Origin of the sequence: Comamonas faecalis, assembly GCF_039538025.1 — a bacterium.
In the GTDB taxonomy this organism is placed as follows: Bacteria; Pseudomonadota; Gammaproteobacteria; order Burkholderiales; family Burkholderiaceae_C; genus Comamonas_C; species Comamonas_C faecalis.
The window spans coordinates 119,340-137,989 of the sequence record NZ_BAABBP010000008.1 but is presented as its reverse complement, the minus strand read 5'-3'; the positions used below and the strand labels follow the sequence as shown (position 1 = coordinate 137,989).

17 protein-coding genes and 1 pseudogene are annotated in these 18,650 nt (G+C 66.9%); 11 read left to right on the top strand and 7 right to left on the bottom strand.

Annotated elements, in window-relative coordinates:
• Nucleotides 1-323: pseudogene (locus ABD767_RS06575) on the top strand (IS5/IS1182 family transposase); the annotation flags it as partial.
• A 211-nt stretch (nucleotides 324-534) separates the two neighbouring features.
• On the opposite strand, the gene ABD767_RS06570 reads toward ABD767_RS06575, so the two are convergent.
• From ABD767_RS06570 to ABD767_RS06545, 6 genes are all read right to left on the bottom strand, one after another.
• Entirely contained in the window at nucleotides 535-855 is a 321-nt protein-coding gene (locus ABD767_RS06570; protein WP_344868878.1) for a BrnA antitoxin family protein, read from the bottom strand.
• 94 nt (nucleotides 856-949) lie between these two features.
• Complete coding sequence (locus ABD767_RS06565) at nucleotides 950-1,093, bottom strand: BrnT family toxin (RefSeq protein WP_344868877.1); 144 nt, start codon at nucleotides 1,091-1,093, stop codon at nucleotides 950-952.
• Nucleotides 1,094-1,261: 168 nt separating this feature from the next.
• Nucleotides 1,262-1,603, bottom strand: a complete 342-nt coding sequence (locus ABD767_RS06560) for a type II toxin-antitoxin system HicB family antitoxin (protein ID WP_344868875.1) — start codon at nucleotides 1,601-1,603, stop codon at nucleotides 1,262-1,264.
• Nucleotides 1,600-1,854, bottom strand: coding sequence for a type II toxin-antitoxin system HicA family toxin (locus ABD767_RS06555; protein WP_344868874.1), 255 nt, complete (start codon nucleotides 1,852-1,854; stop codon nucleotides 1,600-1,602). Before ABD767_RS06555 ends, ABD767_RS06560 begins: the two co-directional genes overlap by 4 nt.
• A gap of 394 nt (nucleotides 1,855-2,248) precedes the next feature.
• Nucleotides 2,249-2,830, bottom strand: a complete 582-nt coding sequence (locus ABD767_RS06550) for a Uma2 family endonuclease (RefSeq protein WP_344868872.1) — start codon at nucleotides 2,828-2,830, stop codon at nucleotides 2,249-2,251.
• A gap of 453 nt (nucleotides 2,831-3,283) precedes the next feature.
• Nucleotides 3,284-3,580, bottom strand: a complete 297-nt coding sequence (locus ABD767_RS06545) for a 2Fe-2S iron-sulfur cluster-binding protein (RefSeq protein ID WP_344868870.1) — start codon at nucleotides 3,578-3,580, stop codon at nucleotides 3,284-3,286.
• 370 nt (nucleotides 3,581-3,950) lie between these two features.
• Between ABD767_RS06545 and ABD767_RS06540 the strand changes: the two genes are divergently transcribed.
• Nucleotides 3,951-4,883, top strand: a complete 933-nt coding sequence (locus tag ABD767_RS06540) for an aminotransferase class IV (protein WP_344868868.1) — start codon at nucleotides 3,951-3,953, stop codon at nucleotides 4,881-4,883.
• A gap of 148 nt (nucleotides 4,884-5,031) precedes the next feature.
• Here ABD767_RS06540 and ABD767_RS06535 read toward each other — a convergent pair whose 3' ends face one another.
• Nucleotides 5,032-5,916 carry an NUDIX hydrolase gene (locus ABD767_RS06535; RefSeq protein WP_103045020.1) on the bottom strand — a complete coding sequence of 295 codons (885 nt, stop codon included), beginning with the start codon at nucleotides 5,914-5,916 and terminating at the stop codon, nucleotides 5,032-5,034.
• 124 nt (nucleotides 5,917-6,040) lie between these two features.
• On the opposite strand from ABD767_RS06535, the gene ABD767_RS06530 reads away from it, so the two are divergent.
• From ABD767_RS06530 to typA, 9 genes are all read left to right on the top strand, one after another.
• A complete protein-coding gene (locus tag ABD767_RS06530) occupies nucleotides 6,041-6,952 on the top strand; it encodes an SDR family NAD(P)-dependent oxidoreductase (RefSeq protein WP_103045017.1) in 912 nt (303 codons plus the stop codon).
• A 133-nt stretch (nucleotides 6,953-7,085) separates the two neighbouring features.
• Complete coding sequence (gene gshA / locus ABD767_RS06525; RefSeq protein ID WP_103045016.1) at nucleotides 7,086-8,621, top strand: glutamate--cysteine ligase; 1,536 nt, start codon at nucleotides 7,086-7,088, stop codon at nucleotides 8,619-8,621.
• Between the two features lie 159 nt (nucleotides 8,622-8,780).
• Nucleotides 8,781-9,944: a rhodanese-like domain-containing protein gene (locus ABD767_RS06520; RefSeq protein WP_103045015.1), complete on the top strand. Its 1,164-nt coding sequence runs from the start codon at nucleotides 8,781-8,783 to the stop codon at nucleotides 9,942-9,944.
• A gap of 348 nt (nucleotides 9,945-10,292) precedes the next feature.
• Nucleotides 10,293-10,880, top strand: coding sequence for a ribosome maturation factor RimP (gene rimP / locus ABD767_RS06515; RefSeq protein ID WP_103045014.1), 588 nt, complete (start codon nucleotides 10,293-10,295; stop codon nucleotides 10,878-10,880).
• A gap of 72 nt (nucleotides 10,881-10,952) precedes the next feature.
• The gene (nusA, locus tag ABD767_RS06510; protein ID WP_103045013.1) at nucleotides 10,953-12,440 is read left to right on the top strand and encodes a transcription termination factor NusA; all 1,488 of its coding nucleotides are present in this window, start codon (nucleotides 10,953-10,955) and stop codon (nucleotides 12,438-12,440) included.
• Between the two features lie 24 nt (nucleotides 12,441-12,464).
• Nucleotides 12,465-15,275 (top strand): translation initiation factor IF-2, encoded by a 2,811-nt coding sequence (infB, locus tag ABD767_RS06505; protein ID WP_103045012.1) that lies wholly within the window; start codon nucleotides 12,465-12,467, stop codon nucleotides 15,273-15,275.
• A gap of 56 nt (nucleotides 15,276-15,331) precedes the next feature.
• Entirely contained in the window at nucleotides 15,332-15,706 is a 375-nt protein-coding gene (gene rbfA / locus ABD767_RS06500) for a 30S ribosome-binding factor RbfA (protein WP_103045011.1), read from the top strand.
• Nucleotides 15,703-16,674: a tRNA pseudouridine(55) synthase TruB gene (gene truB, locus ABD767_RS06495; protein WP_103045010.1), complete on the top strand. Its 972-nt coding sequence runs from the start codon at nucleotides 15,703-15,705 to the stop codon at nucleotides 16,672-16,674. Before rbfA ends, truB begins: the two co-directional genes overlap by 4 nt.
• A 38-nt stretch (nucleotides 16,675-16,712) precedes the next feature.
• Nucleotides 16,713-18,542: a translational GTPase TypA gene (typA, locus tag ABD767_RS06490; protein ID WP_103045009.1), complete on the top strand. Its 1,830-nt coding sequence runs from the start codon at nucleotides 16,713-16,715 to the stop codon at nucleotides 18,540-18,542.
• Nucleotides 18,543-18,650 lie beyond the last annotated feature (108 nt).

Below are 18,650 nucleotides of genomic sequence, written 5' to 3'. Positions count from 1 at the left end.
GGGGGGTGGAGATCAAAGGGGTGCGCATCCTCAGATCAGGCCAGAAGCGAGGCATCACCAGGGCGCTGAAGGCGATGATCAAAAGAAGAAGCGCCATTGAGCCGGCGATTGGGCATATGAAGATGGATGGCAGATTAGCCCGGAACCCGCTCAAGGGCCAGTTGGGAGATGCCATCCATGCGGTCATGTGCGGCGCAGGCCATAACCTGCGTCTGATCCTGGCCGCACTGCGGCTTTATTGCGCCCGATTCGGGCTGTCGATGCAGGCTGTCATTGCTGTGCTGCTCGCCGCTTCGCATGAGCACCAGCCTGCCGGCAGTTGAAAACGGAATTGTTCAGGGCGGACTGGGTATCTACATCCCATTGCATGATAGATGGCAAGCGACCAAACGTGGATCCGTGATCAGGATTGCGAACAATTTTTGATTGCAGCAGTCGCTTGAAACTGCCAGAAAAAACCCCCGCAGGCTGAGGCCTTGCGGGGTTTTTTCACCAGGTAACTTCAGCCGGCGAGCCGGATGCGGTAGTGGTTGTTTATTTTGCGTGCGTCTTTTGCGCTTCAACGTACGAGCGTAAAACAGCGTTCATCCGCGACTGATACCGTTTCCCGGTTTCCTTGAAGAAATCCAGCACCTCGGCATCAATGCGCAGCGTGATTTGTCTTTTGGTGTGTGGTAGATCTGCCGCTGCCTTCATCCAAATGGCAGCAGGCAGGCTAGGTGCGTCGCTGTAATCGATCTGCTCATCCGGCATCGAGGCCAAAGCGTCCAGCCGTGCCTTTTGCTCGGCGCTTAACTGCGGCGGCTTCTTTGGATCAAGAGTTCGCTTCACGATATTGCTTTCTTTCGTCGGCATTTGCTTTCCTCGCCGAGATAAGGCGGACGGTGTCCTCATGTCGAATGGTGTAGACCACATACAAGACGGCGGAATAAGCAAGGCCAATCGTGGCTCAACGACCTTCTCCGTAGTCCTCGCGTCCGTCGTAGGTTTCAATCCGCCCAGAGTCGTAAAAAACAAGCTCGGCATCTTCGAAGGAAACGCCGTGCTTTTTCAGATTTCGTGCTGCTTTGTCGACGTTCCACTCAAGCTTCATGATGGCTTTATTGTAATTTCATATTGTAGTTACGCCAAGTCTGCAGGCAACAGGATCAGGCCTTGCAAATAGCAAGCGTCCCCGTCACATCGCCCCGTGGGAGCGGCGCCCCGCCGCGATGGCGCGGCTCAGCCTGGGCCGGATTCGAGGGGATTGCCTCTCGCCCTCTCAGGCGTGCGCGGCCTGGCTCAGTACACGGGCCGCCCATTGGTTGAGGCTGACGCCCGCCGCCTGCGCTGCAATCAGGGCAGCGCTATGCACCTCGGGCGCAACGCGCAGCATCAATTTCCCGCTGGCGGGCTTGAGTGGCTCGGCGCCGGTTCTGGCGCATTCCTGCAGGTAAAAATCGACCGCCCGTTCAAAATCTTGGCGCAGCTCCCGCGCCGTTTCGCCTTCAAACGTGATGCTCAGGTGATCAGGCAGGCCCAGCACCTTGCCCCACAGAATGCCGTCGTCGGCGTCGAACTCTACGCGGGCCGTCAGGCCCTTGTGCGTCAGTGTGTTGTTCATGGCTTGACTCCTACCGCCTGCAACCAGGCGCGAATTTCGTTGATCTGGTATCGCTTGGCTTCCTTGCCAGGGTGGGGACGGTGGGCGTGTTTGATGCCGCCATGCAAGTACATGGCCACGCGCGAACCATCCCCTTCGCACACTTGGCCGCCCAAGGCGACCACCATTGCTTCGATGTCTGCAAACTTGAGATTGCTGGCGGATGGTTTGGCAAATATCGCCGCCAGCGTCTTTTTGTGCTTGCTGTTCATGATTGCGATGATAGGCGGTGTATTTGATTTTTGCAATCATTATTTGATTGCAAAGATATGCCCGCACTGCACCTCTCAGACTTCACGCCCCACCCCGGCCAGCAGCGAGCAGGACAAGGTCTTGCAAAACAGAAAATGTGCGATTGGAAGGTCTGACCCTCAAAATTTCTTTGCCGCAAGCGTCGCATTGGCCCGGGTAGGGCCTTCTATACCCAATGCCGGCTGCGGCCCCGTGGGAGCGGCGCCCTCGCCGCGATGCTTGCCGGCAAGATGCCGGCGCTCCCGGATCTCGCGCGGCACAGCGAGTGCCCCATCGGCCAGAGGGCTGGCCTCCTACAAAAATACCGCCGCCCGCTGCGTTTTGTGGGAGCGGCGCCCCGCCGCGATGGGCCGGTCAGCCTGGGCCGGACTCGGGGCGCGGCGCGTCGCTGGGGTGGATGGCGGCGCCCTCGGCGGGTAGGGCGTCGGCGTACAGGGCTTCGATGGGCAGAGTCAAGCCGACGCTGGCGCATTCCACCGTGTCGCCGGCTTCGAAGGGGTGCAGCACCCAGCGCGGGCTGTCGCCGTCGCGGCGAAACAGGTCGGCCGCCAGGCGCTCGGGGTCGATCAGCAGGTATTCGCGCAGGCTGGCCAGCTTGCGGTAGGCGGCGAATTTGGCGCCCCGGTCGTAGGCGCTGGTGGCGGGCGACAGCACTTCGACGATCAGCGTGGGCTCGCTTTTGGCGTTGCGCTGCTGGCGGTCGGCGTCGCTGCAGGTGACGAAGACGTCGGGATAGAAGAAGGCGTTGTCTTCTTCTACGCGCAGGTGGTTGCGCAGCGCCATGTAGACGTTGCCGGCAATGGTGACGTGCGCGTCCGGCGCGCCGGCCATGGCGAAGACCTCGCCGGCCAGGTATTCGTGCTTGGTGGGCTGCTCGGCCTCCCAGGCCAGGTAGGCGTCGGCGTCAAACAGGGATTGGTGCGCGGGCAGATCCATGGTCAGGCTCCACTGTGTAGGGGGTATTGGAGCATGCGGGCGCCGGGCGGGCTACCTGCGGCATGAAGCGGCGCCCGCGCCGCCATCGTTCTATCGGCCCGGGGCGGGCCTCCTACGGCCCCATGCCAGCGCTCGCCTCTGTGGGAGCGGCGCCCTCGCCGCGATGGATGGATTGGCCCCTGGCTCTAGGGCCTGTTAACGCTATTTTTGACGGATGCGTTGTGATCAAAAGGGCCACTCGCCAAGGCGCCAGCCGCAGCCAAGGTGCCACCCTTGGCAAGGCTGGCAACGCCGGCGATGGCCCTTTTGATCGCAACCCGAAGGGAACATACTCAAAACGGCGCCACTCTTCGTTGCGCTCCTTGCCCAGACACCCAGTCTGGGCTGCGTCGCACGTCTCGATTGACGCCGTTTTGAGTATGTTCGCACCGCCAAAAATAGCGTTAACAGGCCCTAGAACGACATCGGCTCGATCGTCACGTCTTCGAGCGGATAGGCGACGCAGGGCAGCACGCAGCCCATCTCTTTTTCCTCGGGCGTCAGGCCGGGCCAGTCCATCGCATAGCGCACGCTGCCTGCGGTGAGTACGCCCATGCAGGTGCGGCAGTTGCCGGCGCGGCACGAGCTGGGCCAGTCGATGCCGCCTTGCTCCAGCGACTGCAGCAACGGCTGCTCGGGCCAGGCGTCGCACTGCGTTCCGTCGTCTCCGACACGGGCGATGAAGAAGGCGGCATTTGTTGCTGAGCTCATGGGCTGGGACGTCGAAAAAGAGTAGGAAACAGGGCGCACAACTGTAACCGCGGCCGGTGGTCGGGCAGTTCGCGTGCTGCCTAAAAAATAATCAATACAAGCAAAACTGTTGTAAATCAATGGCTTGCGCATGCCATCCAGGGCTTGTTCAAACTTATCCCCATGTTTGTCCCATGCCGCATTGGATAACCGCGGCACTGCTGCCCATAAAAGAAGCAGTCCAGCGCGAAGCCTTGCCATTCAAGCACTTGGCGCGGTCATACAGCCGTTGTCCCGGCTTATCCACATGCTTGTCCAGCGGGCCTAGGGATAACCCGTGACTGTCCGCGGCGGGCTTGCTGGCGCTCGGCGTGGCCCCGATGATGGCGCGATGCATGAACCCGATTTTTCCCAGGGCGCCGCGTTTGTGCGCGGCGCGTTCGTTCCCATCGGCGAGGCCTGCGTGCCGATCACCGACTGGGGTTTCTTGCGCTCGGACGCGGCCTACGACGTGGTCACCGTCTGGGACGGCGCGTTCTTCCGGCTGGACGACCACGTGCAGCGCTTCCAGGACAGCTGCGCGCGCTTTCGGCTGGACGCGGGCCTGCCTCCCGAGCGCATTCGCGCGGTGCTGGCGCATTGCGTGCGCCTGGCCGGCCTGCAGCGCGCGTATGTCGAGATGGTGGTCACGCGCGGCCAGCCGCCCTGGGGTTCGCGCGACCCGCGCCAGGCGGTCAACCAGTTCTACGCCTTTGCCGTGCCCTATGTGTGGATTGCCGATGAGCAGCAGCGCGCCCAGGGGCTGCATCTGTCGGTCAGCGCCATACAGCGCATTCCGGCCACCAGCGTGGATCCGCGCGCCAAGAATTACCACTGGAACGATTTGACGATGGGGCTGCTCGGCGCGCTGGATGCGGGCGCCGACTCGGTGGTGCTCGGCGATGGCGCGGGCAACGTGGTCGAGGGGCCGGGATTCAACGTGTTTGCGGTGCTTGCGGACGGCAGCGTCGCAACGCCGGCGCAGGGCATGCTGGAGGGCATCACCCGGCGTTCGGTGATCGAGATCTGCCAGTCGTTGGGTGTGGCGCTGCACCAGCGCGCGCTGGCGGCGGCCGAGCTGCGCGGCGCGCGCGAGGTGTTTGTCTCGACCTCGGCGGGCGGCGTGCTGCCGGTCACGCGCATCGACGGCCAGCCCGTGGGTGATGGGCAGGTGGGCGCGCTGACCCGGCGCATCGTCGACACTTATTGGGACTGGCACCGGCGCGATGCGCTGCGCACGCCGGTGGACTACGGTGCGTCGGCACCGATCACGGCGAAGGCGTAGCTCCCACTATTGATTCGGCCCTTTGAAGTAGCAATTTTTCGTCATTCCGGCGAAGGCTGGGATCCATGACTTCCTCCCAAAGGCACTGGATCCCGGCCTTCGCCGGGATGACGACTTCAAACATCACAAGGCCGGAGCAATAAGCGCGTCAAAGAAACAGCGCGTCAAAGCCTTGCGGCGGCAAAAAGCGCCGGCCTTGCTGTGCCAGGCGCGTGGGGCCGTCCATCGCGCGCTGGTGCACCGGGTGCATGGGGTCGCCCGGGTAGCAGATCACGCGCACGCCGTTTTCCTCGAACGACTCGGGCAGGATGGTCGGCGGGCGCTGCGCGCGCGCGGCGGCCATGGCGCTGGCGACGCTGGCGTGGCGCGCCAGCTGCGCCAGGCTCATGATTTGCGGCGGCGCCAGTTCGATGGCGCCGTCGCGGTAGCGCTGCAGCGCCTGGCGCGGCGCGATCCACAGGCTGTCGGTGGTCTCGTGGTCGTCGTGGCGCGCCTGTTGCGCCTGCGGCGCCTGGGCGACGAAGAAGCGCGTGTCGAAGCGCCGCGTGGCCAGCGCGGGCGCCATCGGCGTGATCCAGCGCGACCAGGGCGCCAGTTGCCGCGTGGCCAGGCGCAGGCCCAGCTGCGCCACCACCTGGGCAAAGCCCTGGCCCTCGTCCAGCATGGCGCGGGCGCGCTCGGCGTCCAGCCGCGCCTCGCGTCCGTGCGGCTCGGCCAGCAGCAGGCCGCATTCCTCCAGCGCCTCGCGCAGCGCGGCAATGTGCAGGCCGGCGGCCATGGCGGCGTCCAGGCCTGCCTCGCCCAGCTGCGCCTGCAGCTGCGCGGGCGGCTGGTCGAGCAGCGCGGTGGCGCTGGCGTCGCTGTCGCTGCGTTCCAGCTTGCCGCCCGGGAAGACGTAGACGCCGCCCATGTTGGCCATCTTGGCGTGGCGGCGCAGCAGCAGCGTCTGCAGGCCTTCGCTGCTGTCGCGCAGCACGATGACGGTGGCGGCGTCGCGCGGGGTTTCGGTCAGGGTGTGGGGGGCGGCTTGCATGGTGGTCGGCATGGGTTGGGATGTCCCGAAGGCTACGGGGGAGTGCGGCAAGCCTAGCGTAAAGTGGCGCGCGCCGTTGTCGCGCCCCGCGCAGCGGCGTTCATACCAAGGATGAGGAGCAGTGATGACAGTGGATTTCAAGGGCCGGGTGGCCATCGTGACCGGCGCCGGCGGCGGGCTGGGGCGCGCGCATGCGCTGGCACTGGCCGCGCGCGGCGCGCGCGTGCTGGTCAACGACCTGGGCGGCGCGGTCGACGGCAGCGGCGGCTCGGTGGGCGCGGCGCAGAAGGTGGTCGACGAGATCGTCGCTGCGGGCGGGCAGGCGCTGGCCAATGGCGCCAGCGTGACCGACTTCGCCGCGGTGCAGGCCATGGTGCAGCAGGCGGTCGATGCCTGGGGCCGCGTGGACGTGCTGGTGAACAACGCCGGCATCCTGCGCGACAAGTCGTTCGCCAAGATGGACATGGACGATTTCCGCCTGGTGGTGGACGTGCACCTGATGGGCGCGGCCAACTGCTGCAAGGCGGTGTGGCCGCACATGGTGGCGCAGAACTACGGGCGCATCGTGATGACGACCTCGTCGACCGGTCTGTACGGCAACTTCGGCCAGGCCAACTACGGCGCGGCCAAGCTGGCGCAGGTGGGGCTGATGCAGACGCTGGCCATCGAGGGCGCCAAGTACGGCATCCGCGTCAACGCGCTGGCGCCGACGGCGGCCACGCGCATGACCGAGGGGCTGCTGCCGGCCGAGGTGCTGGCTGCGCTCAAGCCCGAGGCCGTCGTGCCCGCAATGCTGGTGCTGGCGCACGAGAGTGCGCCCACGCGCGCCATCCTGTGCGCCGGTGCGGGCGGGTTCGAGGCGGCGCACATCACGCTGACCGAGGGCATCCACCTGGGCCTGGACGACGACACGCCCGAGCAGCTGGCCGCGCGCCTGGACGAAGTGCTGGCGCGCACCGACGGCGAGCAGGTGCCGCAAAGCGGCGCCGCGCAGGCGCAGCTGGAGGTGGGCAAGGCGATGGCGGTACATGCGTGACGCGCCGTAGCGCGGCAGGAGCCTGCGCTGCATCAACAATTCCTTGGCGTGCGCGCGGTGCATGGCGCGGGGTGCGGGCGGCGGCGGCTGTGGCGTGCTAAGTTCCACCCCCGACACAAAAGCACAACACACCATGAGTACCTTGCAACAGCGCATGGCGGCCCTGTCCGCGCAGCGCCTGTGGGGCATGCGCCGTGGCATCGAACGCGAGGGCCTGCGCACGCTGCCCGGCGGCCGCCTGGCCCTGACGCCGCACCCCCAGGCCCTGGGCTCGGCCCTGACGAATCCGCACATCACGACCGACTACAGCGAGTCGCAGCTGGAGCTGATCACCGGCGTGCACGCCAGCGTCGCGTCCTGCGAGGACGAACTCACCGAGCTGCACCAGTTCGTGCAGCACACGCTGGCCGCGCAGGCGCCCGAGGGCGAACTGCTGTGGCCGTCGAGCATGCCCTGCATGCTGCCGCCGGACGAGACGATTCCGCTGGGGCGCTACGGCGGCTCCAACATCGGCCGCGCCAAGAGCATCTACCGCATGGGACTGGGCCACCGCTACGGGCGGCGCATGCAGACGATCTCGGGCATCCACTACAACTGGTCGCTGCCGGGCGTGGACAGCGATGCCTACTTCGGGCTGATCCGCAACTTCCGCCGCCAGTCGTTTCTGCTGCTGTACCTGTTTGGTGCCTCGCCCGCGCTGTCCGAATGCTTTGTGCTGGGGCGCGCGCACGGCCTGCAGCCCATGGGCGATGCGGGCGGCCACACCCTGTTCCTGCCGCACGCCACGTCGCTGCGCATGGGGCGGCTGGGCTACCAGAGCGAGGCGCAGGCGCAGTTGAGCGTGAGCTACAACGGCCTGTCGGGCTATGCCGACTCGCTGCGCGAGGCGCTGACGCGCCCGTATCCGGCGTATGAGGCCATTGGCGTGCAGGGCCTGGGCGGCGACTACAACCAGCTGGCCACCAGCCTGCTGCAGATCGAGAACGAGTTCTACGGCACGATCCGCCCCAAGCGCGTGGTGCGCAGCGGCGAGCGCCCGCTGCACGCGCTGCGCGAGCGCGGCGTCGAGTACGTCGAGGTGCGGCTGATGGATCTCGACCCGTTCGTGAGCGTCGGCATCACCGGCCAGACCATGCAGTTGCTGGACATTTTTTTGCTGCACTGCCTGTTGACGGACAGCCCGCCCGACACGCCGGCGGAGATCGATGCGCTCAAGCACAACCAGCACAGCGTGGCCGAGCGCGGGCGCGAGCCGGGGCTGGAACTGCTGCGCTTTGGCCAGGGCGTGGCGCTGGTGCAGTGGGGCGCGCAGATCCTGGACGAATGCACGCCGATTGCCCGCGCGCTGGACGCGGCCTTTGGCGGCGACGACTATGCCCGCGCGCTGCAGGCGGCGAAGGCGCTGCTGCACCGGCCGCAGGACACGCCGTCGGCGCGCGTGCTGCAGGCGCTGGCCCAGCAGCACGGCAACGACTTCAAGGCCTTTGGCCTGGCGCAGGCGCGCGCGGCGCAGCAGGCACTGCGGGCACTGCCCTGGAGCGCGGCGCAGCAGCAGCGCATGGAGCAGTTGAGCGCGCAGTCGCTGCAGGCGCAGCGCGACATCGAGCGTGCCGACGCGCTGGACTTCGAGGCCTGGCGGCAGGACTACGTGGCCGTCGCTACGCAGTGACGGCGCCGGGCAGGGCGGGTCTGCGCGCTGGTGCGTGCCCCGGTTTTGCCGCTATGCTGCGCTCGGTGTGCAGGCCTGCCGTCCGGGGAGCGGTGGCAGGCAGTGCACGCCAGCCCATGAAGAACAAACCCGCATGAGACGGACAGGGAGGACAACGCAATGAAAGACTGGGTGCATGCCTTGTGCGCCCTGGTGCTGGCCGGGGCGGGCGTATTGCCCGCGCTGGCGCAGCCCCGGGTGCTGATCAACCCCGGCGACCAGGCCGAGGGCAACCGGCTGGCCGTCTTCAACGCCTGGGAGGGCGTGATCGAGGCGGGTCTGCGCAAGGCGGGGGCAGCCGGCGCGCAGGCGCACCTGTCGGGCGACGCCACGGCCGACATGGGCGCCGGCCGCGCCCACGTGTATGACGTCATCGTCGCGCCCGCGCCCACCGTGGGCAGTGCGCTGCGCCATGGCTATGTGCCGCTGCTTGGCGTGGGCGAGACGGCGCGGGCGGTGCTGGTCACCGGTGCCGACAGCGCCATTGACGGCTGGTCGAAAAGCCGCGGCAAGCGGCTGGGGCTGCCTGGGCAGGACAGCGTCGTCACCTATTTGCTGCGCGGCGAGGTGCAGGCGGGCAACACCACGCTGGCGCAGCAATACGCGTCCATCTACCAGACGCGCTACCAGGATGCACTGCTGGTGTGCCTGCAGCTGCGCCAGTGCGATGTGGTGGCGGTCGAGCGCAGCGTGGCGCAGAAGTGGCTGGACGGCGGCCAGAAGGTCAAGATCGTCTGGCAAAGCCGCGAGGTGCCAGGCCTTGCCGTGGCGCTGCGCAAGGGCGCTCCGGTGGCCGCCGACGCGCTGCGCGCGGCGCTGGCCGACGCCTGGCCACGCGTGGACGAACGCCCTGCGGCGCAGCTGTCGGCGCGCGACTTCGACTACGTGGCGACGCTGGGCTACTTCACACCGCGCGTGCTCGCTGGCGCGACGCTGGTGGAGGATCCGGCGCAGGTGCAGCAACTGCTGGCGAACGGCGCGCACTACATCGACACGCGCAACGACGAGGAATTCGCCGCCGGCCACGTGCCCGGTGCCGTGCTGGTGCCCTATGTGGAGAAAAGCGCGAAAGACCCGGGCTACGACGCGCGCCAGGACGCGTTCGACCTCAAGCGCCTGAGCCAGGACAAGGGCCAGGCGCTGATCTTTGGCTGCAACGGCGCCGAATGCTGGAAAAGCTTCAAGGCCAGCCATGCGGCACTCAAGGCCGGCTACAAGCAGGTGTACTGGTTTCGCACCGGCTTTCCAGCCTGGCGCGATGCGGGCCTGAAGGTCGAGCGCTGAGGACGTGTCCCGGCAACGTCCTTTTGTAGGCATGGGAGCGTGCATCCGCGCGGCCGGGCTGGCAATGTGGATCGTTTCGCCAGTGCACCCCGGGCGTGCCGCGCGGCGGGTTTGCCACCAGCAGCGACATTGCGCCAGAGCCTAAAAGGCATTACAATCCTCGCTTCTCGACCAAGCCGGGCGGATTTACCGCCCGTTTTTTTTGGGCGTTTTTGGACTTTGTTCTGCGAATGCGCCTGCCGTGACGGCAGGCCGGCGCCGAGCCCCCGATGCGCCCGGGTGGGGCCAGCGGCGCGGTTTGTGCGCTTTTTTGCCCTATCGAACAGGAATTGGACAGAGCACGCACACGTGGCATTGCAGCAAATCATTGAACAGACCGTGACCGGCCTGGGTTTCGACCTGGTGGAGGTGGAGCGCTCCGCGGGGGGCTTGCTGCGCGTCACCATCGACCTGCCCTGGCTGCCCGATGCGCCGCAGCCGGAGCAGGCGGTCGAGCGGTTCATCACCGTCGAGGACTGCGAGCAGGTGACGCGCCAGCTGCAGTTTGCGCTGGAGGTCGATGGCGTGGACTACAAGCGCCTGGAGGTATCCTCGCCCGGCATCGACCGGCTGCTGCGCGATGAGCGCGATTTCGAGCGCTTCGCGGGCGAGGTGATCGACATCACGCTCAAGGAGCCGCTGGGCGCGGCCGCCGCCGGGCAGGTGGCCGCCAATCGCAAGAAATTTCGCGGCCAGCTGGAAAAACAGCCCGAAGGGGGCTGGCAGATCGTCTGGAGCGATGAGCCGCCGCCCAAGCCCGGCCAGCGCGTGAGCAAGAAGCGCGTCGCGGCGCCGCTGCAGGCCCTGGGTTTCGTGCTCGATGAGATCCGCGAAGCGCGCCTGGCGCCGATTGTGAATTTCAAGGGACGCCGCTCCAAGGCGAACCCTCAGGACTGAATCTCAAAAAATGGGCCGTCGCCTGCGTTGCAGGCGGTGTGCATGCACTGTTGAACACAGGAGAGTTGTCGAATGAACCGCGAGTTGTTGATGTTGGTGGACGCCATTTCGCGCGAGAAGAACGTCGAACGCGATGTGGTGCTCGCGGCCGTGGAGTCGGCGTTGGCGCAGGCCGCCAAGAAGCTGCATGGCGGCGAGGTCGAGATGCGCGTAGCCATCGACCGCGATAGCGGCGAGTACGAGACCTTCCGCCGCTGGCTGGTCGTGCCCGACGACGCCGGCCTGCAGAACCCCGACGCCGAGGAGTTGCTGATGGATGCGCAGGAGCGCGACCCCGGCGTCCAGGTCGGCGACTACATCGAGGAGCAGGTGGAGTCGGTGGCGATCGGGCGCATTGGCGCGATGGCGGCCAAGCAGGTCATCCTGCAGAAGATCCGCGACGCCGAGCGCGAGATGCTGCTCAACGACTTCATGAGCCGCGGCGAGAGAATCTTCACCGGCACGGTCAAGCGCATGGACAAGGGCGACATCATCGTCGAGAGCGGCCGCGTCGAGGGGCGCCTGCGCCGCGGCGAGATGATCCCCAAGGAGAACCTGCGCAGCGGCGACCGCGTGCGCGCCATGATCATGGACGTGGATCTGACGCTGCGCGGCGCGCCCATCATCCTGTCGCGCTCGGCGCCGGAGTTCATGATCGAGCTGTTTCGCAATGAGGTGCCGGAGATCGAGCAAGGCCTGCTGGAGATCAAGAGCTGCGCGCGCGACGCGGGCAGCCGGGCAAAAATTGCCGTCGTCAGCCACGACAAGCGCGTCGACCCGATCGGCACCTGCGTCGGCGTGCGCGGCACCCGCGTCAACGCCGTGACCAACGAGCTGGCCGGCGAGCGCGTGGACATCGTGCTGTGGTCCGACGATCCGGCGCAGTTCGTGATCGGCGCACTGGCGCCGGCCAACGTCTCGTCGATCGTCGTCGACGAGGAAAAGCACGCGATGGACGTGGTGGTCGACGAGGAAAACCTGGCCATCGCGATTGGCCGCGGCGGCCAGAACGTGCGCCTGGCGTCCGACCTGACGGGCTGGAAGATCAACATCATGGACGCGGCCGAGTCGGCGCAGAAGCAGGCCGAGGAGTCCAGCGCCACGCGCCAGCTGTTCATGGAAAAGCTCGATGTGGACGAGGAAATCGCCGACATCCTGATCGCCGAAGGTTTCGAGAGCCTGGAGGAAGTGGCTTATGTGCCGCTGCAGGAAATGCTCGATATCGAGAGTTTTGACGAGGACACCGTCAACGAATTGCGCGCACGCGCCAAGAACGCCCTGCTGACGATGGAGATCGCCCGCGAGGAGAGCATCAGCAAGGTCTCGCAAGACCTGCGCGAGCTCGAAGGACTGGACGCCGACCTGATCGCCCGCCTGGCCGCCGGTGGCGTGCACACGCGTGACGACCTGGCCGACCTGGCGGTCGATGAACTCACCGAGTTGACGGGTCAAGGCGCCGAAGAGGCGACCGCATTGATCATGAAGGCGCGCGAACACTGGTTCACGCCGGATCAAGAGTAAGAGGCAGGGAGGTCCAAACTGAATATGTCAAATACCGTTGCCGAGTTCGCTGCTGAACTCAACAAATCCCCCAAGGACTTGCTTGCACAACTCAAGGAGGCCGGCGTTGCCAAGGCGTCCGTGAGCGACACGCTGCACGAGAGCGACAAGCAAAAGCTGCTCGCCCACCTGCAGGCCTCGCACGGCGTGCAGGGCAGTGAGCGCAAGAAGATCACGCTGGTCAAGAAGTCGACCACCGAGATCAAGCAGGCCGATGCCTCGGGCAAGGCGCGCACCATCCAGGTGGAGGTGCGCAAGAAGCGCACCTTCATCAAGCGCGACGAAGTGGCCGAGGCGCCCGAGGCGCCGGCGCCCGTATCCGCCGAGCAGGCCGAGCTGGCGCGCCGCGAGGAAGAGGCGCGCCGCCAGGCCGAGCTGATCCGTCGCCAGGAGGAAGACCTGGCGGCCGAGCGCGCTGCCCGCGAGGCGCGCGAGCAGCGCGAGCGCGAAGCTGAAGAGCGCGCTGCCGCCTATGCCGCCGGGCAGGCGCAGAAGAAGGCCGAGGTCAAGGCCGAGCGCCAGGAGGCCAAGGATCAGGCCGCGGCCGAGGCGCAGGCCCGTGCCGAGGCTGCCGCCGAGGCGCGCGCCAAGGCCGAGGAGGAATCCAGGGCCCGCGCCGCCGAGGAGGCTGCGCGCGCCGTCGACCTGGATGAGCGCCGGCGCAAGGCGCTGGCCGAGGCCGAGGCGATTCGCGCCATGATGGCCGCGCCCAAGAAGGTGCTGGTGGCCAAGAAGCCGCAGGCGGCCGAGGAGGCCAAGCCGGCGGCCAAGGCCGATGCCAAGGGCACGCTGCACAAGCCGGCCGCAGGCGCGCGCGCCGGTGCTGCCGGCGCCGCGCCCGGGGGCAGCAAGGAGGTCAAGTCCGCCAAGCTGTCGTCGAGCTGGGCAGGCGATCCGGCCAAGAAAAAGGAAATCAAGACCCGCGGGGACTCCGGCGGCGGCCGTGGCGGCTGGCGCTCCGGCCCCCGGGGCGGCGGGCGCCGCGGCAATGCGCGCGACGACCGCGGCCAGCGCCAGCCGGCGGCACCCGTGGAGCAGCGCGTGCTGGAAGTGCACGTGCCCGAGACCATTACCGTGGCCGAGCTGGCGCACAAGATGGCCATCAAGGCCAGCGAGGTCATCAAGGTGCTGATGAAGATGGGCCAGATGGTCACCATCAACCAGCCGCTGGACCAGGACACGGCGATGATCATCGTCGAGGAGATGGGCCACACTGCGCTGGTGGCGGCGCTGGACGACCCGGAGGCATTCACCGACGAGGAGGTCTCCGCACAGGAAGCCGAGGCCCTGCCGCGTGCACCGGTGGTCACCGTCATGGGCCACGTGGATCATGGCAAGACCTCGCTGCTGGACTACATCCGCCGCGCCAAGGTGGCGCCGGGCGAGGCCGGCGGCATCACACAGCACATCGGTGCCTACCACGTGAAGACGCCGCGCGGCATCGTCACCTTCCTGGACACCCCGGGCCACGAGGCCTTCACGGCCATGCGTGCCCGTGGCGCGCAGGCCACCGACATCGTGATCCTGGTCTGCGCGGCCGATGACGGCGTGATGCCGCAGACGCGCGAGGCCATCAAGCACGCCAAGGCGGCGGGCGTGCCCATCGTGGTTGCCATCACCAAGGCGGACAAGCACGAGGCCAATCCCGAGAAGGTCAAGCAAGAGCTGGTGGCCGAGCAGGTCGTGCCCGAGGAATACGGCGGCGACTCGCCCTTCGTGGCGGTGTCGAGCAAGACCGGCCAGGGCATCGACGACCTGCTCGAGCAGGTTCTGCTGCAGGCCGAGGTGCTGGAGCTGAAGGCGCCGGTCGAAGCCATGGCCAAGGGCCTGGTGATCGAGGCGCAGCTGGACAAGGGTCGCGGCCCGGTGGCCACGGTGCTGGTGCAGTCGGGCACGCTCAAGGTCGGCGACATCGTGCTGGCCGGCCAGACCTTTGGCCGCGTGCGCGCCATGGTCGACGAGGACGGCAAGCCGACCAAGGAAGCCGGTCCGTCGATTCCGGTCGAGATCCAGGGCCTGTCGGAGGTGCCGCGCGCCGGCGACGACTTCATGGTTCTGCAGGACGAGCGCCGGGCGCGCGAGGTTGCGACCTACCGTGCGGGCAAGTTCCGCAACACCAAGCTGGCCAAGCAGCAGGCGGCGAAGATGGAAAGCGTCTTTGCCGAGATGCAGGCCGGCGAGGTGCAGCACCTGCCGATCATCATCAAGGCCGACGCGCAGGGCTCGCAGGAGGCGCTGGCCGCCTCCTTGCTCAAGCTCTCGACCGACGAGGTCAAGGTGCAGCTGGTCTACGCCGGCGTGGGCGGCATCAGCGAGAGCGACGTCAACCTGGCGATCGCGTCGAAGGCGCTGATCATCGGCTTCAACGTGCGTGCCGACGCCAATGCGCGCAAGCACGCCGAGGCCAGCGACGTCCAGCTGAATTACTACAACATCATCTACGACGCCGTCGATGAGTTGAAGGCGGCGATGTCCGGCATGCTGGCGCCCGAGCAGCGCGAGGAGGCCATCGGCACGGCCGAGATCCGCACCGTGTTCGTGGCGACCAAGATCGGCACCATTGCCGGCTCCTACATCACCTCGGGCCAGGTCACGCGCGGCTGCAAGTTCCGCTTGCTGCGCGACAACGTGGTCATCTACACCGGCGAGGTGGAATCGGTGCGCCGCCTGAAGGACGACGTCAAGGAAGTCAAGGAAGGCTTCGAGTGCGGTATCAAGCTGCGCAACTACACCGACATCAAGGAAGGCGACCAGCTCGAACTGTTCGAGATCAAGGAAGTCGCCCGTACTTTGTGACGCGATCATGCGCGGCCGGGCATGCTGCCCGGCGCGCATGAAGCCCAACCGACGACATGGCCAAGAAAACTACCAAACCCAACCGCAGCTTCCAGGTGGCAGACCAGATCCAGCGTGATCTGGCCGAGCTGATCCGCGAGCTCAAGGATCCGCGCCTGGGCATGGTGACGCTGCAGGCCGTGGAGGTCACGCCCGACTACGCCCACGCCAAGGTGTTCTTCAGCGTGCTGGTGGGCGATGGCCAGGCGTCCGAGCAGGCGCTCAACCAGGGCGCGGGCTTTCTGCGCAACGGCCTGTTCAAGCGCCTGTCCATCCACACGGTGCCGACGCTGCACTTCGTCTACGACCGCACGACCGAGCGCGCGGCCGACATGAACGCGCTGATCGCGCGCGCCGTCGCCTCGCGTTCCAAGGACGACGAACAGGCATGACCGCGCGCGCTCCCCGTACCCGGGTGCAGCGGCGCCCGGTGCACGGAGTGCTGCTGCTGGACAAACCCCTGGGGCTTTCATCCAACGACGCCTTGCAAAAGGTCAAGTGGCTGCTGCGCGCCGAAAAGGCCGGCCACACAGGCACGCTCGACCCGCTGGCCACCGGCGTGCTGCCGCTGTGCTTTGGCGCGGCGACCAAGTTCAGCGCGCTGCAGCTGGATGCGCCCAAGACCTACGAAGCCATCGCGCTGCTGGGCGCGACCACCTCCACCGGCGATGCCGAGGGCCAGGTGCTGCAACGGCGTGCGGTCGACCCGGCGCAACTCACGCCGGCGCGTCTGGCTGCGGTGCAGGCGCAGTTCACTGGCGCGATTCACCAGGTGCCGCCGATGTACAGCGCGCTGAAGAAAGACGGCAAGGCCTTGTACGAATACGCGCGCGCCGGTGTCGAGATCGAGCGCCCCGCGCGCGAGGTCACCATCCATGAGCTGCAACTGGCGCCGGTGCAGACCGACGCCGGCGATGCGGCGCTGAAAATCACCGTCACCTGCAGCAAGGGCACCTACATCCGCACGCTGGCCGAGGACATCGGCGAGCAGCTGGGTTGTGGCGCCCACCTGGTGCAGCTGCGGCGCACGGGCACCGGCGGCATAGGCCTGGCGCGCTGCGTCACGCTGGAGCAGCTCACCGCAATGGACGAGGCCGCGCGCCTGGCGGCGCTGCTGCCCGTCGACGCGCTGCTGGCGCAGCACCAGCGCGTCGTGCTGGACGCGGCCGAGGCCGGGCGCTTTCTCACCGGCCTGCGCCGGCGCGGCCCCTGGCCCGATGCGCCGGCGGTGGCCGTCTACGGCGCCCAGCCGCATGCGCTGCTGGGCGTGGCCCATGCCGCGGGCGGCGAGCTGATTCCCGACCGGCTGCTCAGCCCCGTTGAAATCGAACAAATCCTGCAGGGCGCGGCCAGCGCCTGATCCTCCATCACACCTCTCCCCACGAAAGCGAACCCGCCATGAGCAAACAAATTCGCAACATTGCCATCATTGCCCACGTCGACCACGGCAAGACCACCATGGTCGACCAGCTGCTGCGCCAGTCCGGCACCTTTGCCGCGCACGAGAAAGTCGTCGACACGGTGATGGACAACAACGCCATCGAGCGCGAGCGCGGCATCACCATCCTGGCCAAGAACTGCGCCGTGTCCTGGAAGGGCACGCACATCAACATCCTTGACACGCCCGGCCACGCGGACTTCGGCGGCGAGGTCGAGCGCGCGCTGTCCATGGTCGACGGCGTGGTGCTCTTGATCGACGCCCAGGAAGGCCCGATGCCGCAGACGCGCTTCGTCACCAAGAAGGCGCTGGCGCTGGGCCTCAAGCCCATCGTCGTCGTCAACAAGGTGGACAAGCCCGGCGCGCGGCCGGACTACGTGGTGAACGCCGCGTTCGACCTGTTCGACAAGCTGGGCGCGACCGACGAGCAGCTCGACTTCCCCGTCGTCTACGCCTCGGGCATCAACGGCTGGAGTTCTTTGGAGCAGGGCGAGCCCGGCGAGCAGTGGGGCCCCGACATGTCGGCGCTGTTCGACACCATCCTGCAGCACGTGCCGACGGTGCAGGGCGACCCCGCTGCTGCCTTGCAGATGCAGGTCTCGGCGCTCGACTACTCCACCTTCGTCGGCCGCATCGGCGTGGGCCGCATCAACCAGGGCACGCTGCGCGCGGGCCAGGACGTGCTGGTCATGGCCGGCCCGGGTGGTGTGTCGTACAAGGGCCGCATCAACCAGATCCACCAGTTCCAGGGCCTGGACCGCGTGCAGGTCAGCGAAGCCGGCCCCGACGAGATCGTGCTGATCAACGGCATCGAGAACATCGGCATCGGCGAGACCATCACCGACGTCGCCAATCCGCAGCCGCTGCCCATGCTCAAGATCGACGAGCCGACGCTGACCATGAATTTCTGCGTCAACACCAGCCCGCTGGCCGGGCGCGAGGGCAAGTTCGTCACCAGCCGCCAGATCTGGGATCGGCTGCAAAAAGAGCTGCGCTCCAACGTGGCCATGCGCATCAAGGAAACCAGCGAGGACGGCGTGTTCGAGGTCTCGGGCCGCGGCGAGCTGCACCTGACCATCCTCCTGGAAGAAATGCGCCGCGAGGGCTACGAGCTGGCCGTCAGCAAGCCGCGCGTCGTGTTCAAGGACATCGATGGCGTGCGCTGCGAGCCGATCGAGCTGGTCACGGCCGACATCGAGGAGGGCCACCAGGGCGGCGTGATGCAGGCGCTGGGCGAGCGCAAGGGCGAGCTGACCAACATGGAGAGCGACGGCCGCGGGCGCGTGCGCCTGGAATACCGCATTCCGGCGCGCGGGCTGATCGGCTTCACCAACGAATTCCTGAACCTCACGCGCGGCACCGGCCTGATTTCCAACATCTTCGACGGCTATGAGCCTTACCGCGGCGAGATCGGCGGGCGCAAGAACGGCGTGCTGATCAGCATGGACGACGGCGAGATCTTCACCTACGCCCTGGGCAAGCTCGACGACCGCGGCCGCATGTTCGTCAAGGCGGGCGACCCGGTGTACGAGGGCATGATCGTCGGCATCCACAGCCGCGACAACGACCTGGTCGTCAACGCCACGCGCACCAAGCAGCTGACCAACTTCCGCGTCAGCGGCAAGGAGGACGCGATCAAGATCACGCCGCCCATCGACCTGACGCTGGAGTACGGCGTCGAGTTCATCGAGGACGACGAGCTGGTCGAGATCACGCCCAAGAGCATTCGCCTGCGCAAGCGCCACTTGAAGGAGCACGACCGCAAGCGCGCCTCGCGCGAAAACGGCTGAGGCGCGAATAGCGGCGCAGGGCCGCTACGGCGGCGGCATGGTGCGATGGCGGTTCTACGCTGTCACATGGCTGTCACACAAGGTTTCTACAGTGGCGGGCATCCCAAC

Excerpts from the sequence above, each read along its gene's own strand:
- ABD767_RS06570 (WP_344868878.1), bottom strand. The coding sequence starts at position 855 with ATGCCGACGAAAGAAAGCAATATCGTGAAGCGAACTCTTGATCCAAAG.
- ABD767_RS06565 (WP_344868877.1), bottom strand. The coding sequence starts at position 1,093 with ATGAAGCTTGAGTGGAACGTCGACAAAGCAGCACGAAATCTGAAAAAG.
- ABD767_RS06560 (WP_344868875.1), bottom strand. The coding sequence starts at position 1,603 with ATGAACAACACACTGACGCACAAGGGCCTGACGGCCCGCGTAGAGTTC.
- ABD767_RS06555 (WP_344868874.1), bottom strand. The coding sequence starts at position 1,854 with ATGAACAGCAAGCACAAAAAGACGCTGGCGGCGATATTTGCCAAACCA.
- ABD767_RS06550 (WP_344868872.1), bottom strand. The coding sequence starts at position 2,830 with ATGGATCTGCCCGCGCACCAATCCCTGTTTGACGCCGACGCCTACCTG.
- ABD767_RS06545 (WP_344868870.1), bottom strand. The coding sequence starts at position 3,580 with ATGAGCTCAGCAACAAATGCCGCCTTCTTCATCGCCCGTGTCGGAGAC.
- ABD767_RS06540 (WP_344868868.1), top strand. The coding sequence starts at position 3,951 with ATGCATGAACCCGATTTTTCCCAGGGCGCCGCGTTTGTGCGCGGCGCG.
- ABD767_RS06535 (WP_103045020.1), bottom strand. The coding sequence starts at position 5,916 with ATGCAAGCCGCCCCCCACACCCTGACCGAAACCCCGCGCGACGCCGCC.
- ABD767_RS06530 (WP_103045017.1), top strand. The coding sequence starts at position 6,041 with ATGACAGTGGATTTCAAGGGCCGGGTGGCCATCGTGACCGGCGCCGGC.
- gshA (WP_103045016.1), top strand. The coding sequence starts at position 7,086 with ATGAGTACCTTGCAACAGCGCATGGCGGCCCTGTCCGCGCAGCGCCTG.
- ABD767_RS06520 (WP_103045015.1), top strand. The coding sequence starts at position 8,781 with ATGAAAGACTGGGTGCATGCCTTGTGCGCCCTGGTGCTGGCCGGGGCG.
- nusA (WP_103045013.1), top strand. The coding sequence starts at position 10,953 with ATGAACCGCGAGTTGTTGATGTTGGTGGACGCCATTTCGCGCGAGAAG.
- infB (WP_103045012.1), top strand. The coding sequence starts at position 12,465 with ATGTCAAATACCGTTGCCGAGTTCGCTGCTGAACTCAACAAATCCCCC.
- rbfA (WP_103045011.1), top strand. The coding sequence starts at position 15,332 with ATGGCCAAGAAAACTACCAAACCCAACCGCAGCTTCCAGGTGGCAGAC.
- truB (WP_103045010.1), top strand. The coding sequence starts at position 15,703 with ATGACCGCGCGCGCTCCCCGTACCCGGGTGCAGCGGCGCCCGGTGCAC.
- typA (WP_103045009.1), top strand. The coding sequence starts at position 16,713 with ATGAGCAAACAAATTCGCAACATTGCCATCATTGCCCACGTCGACCAC.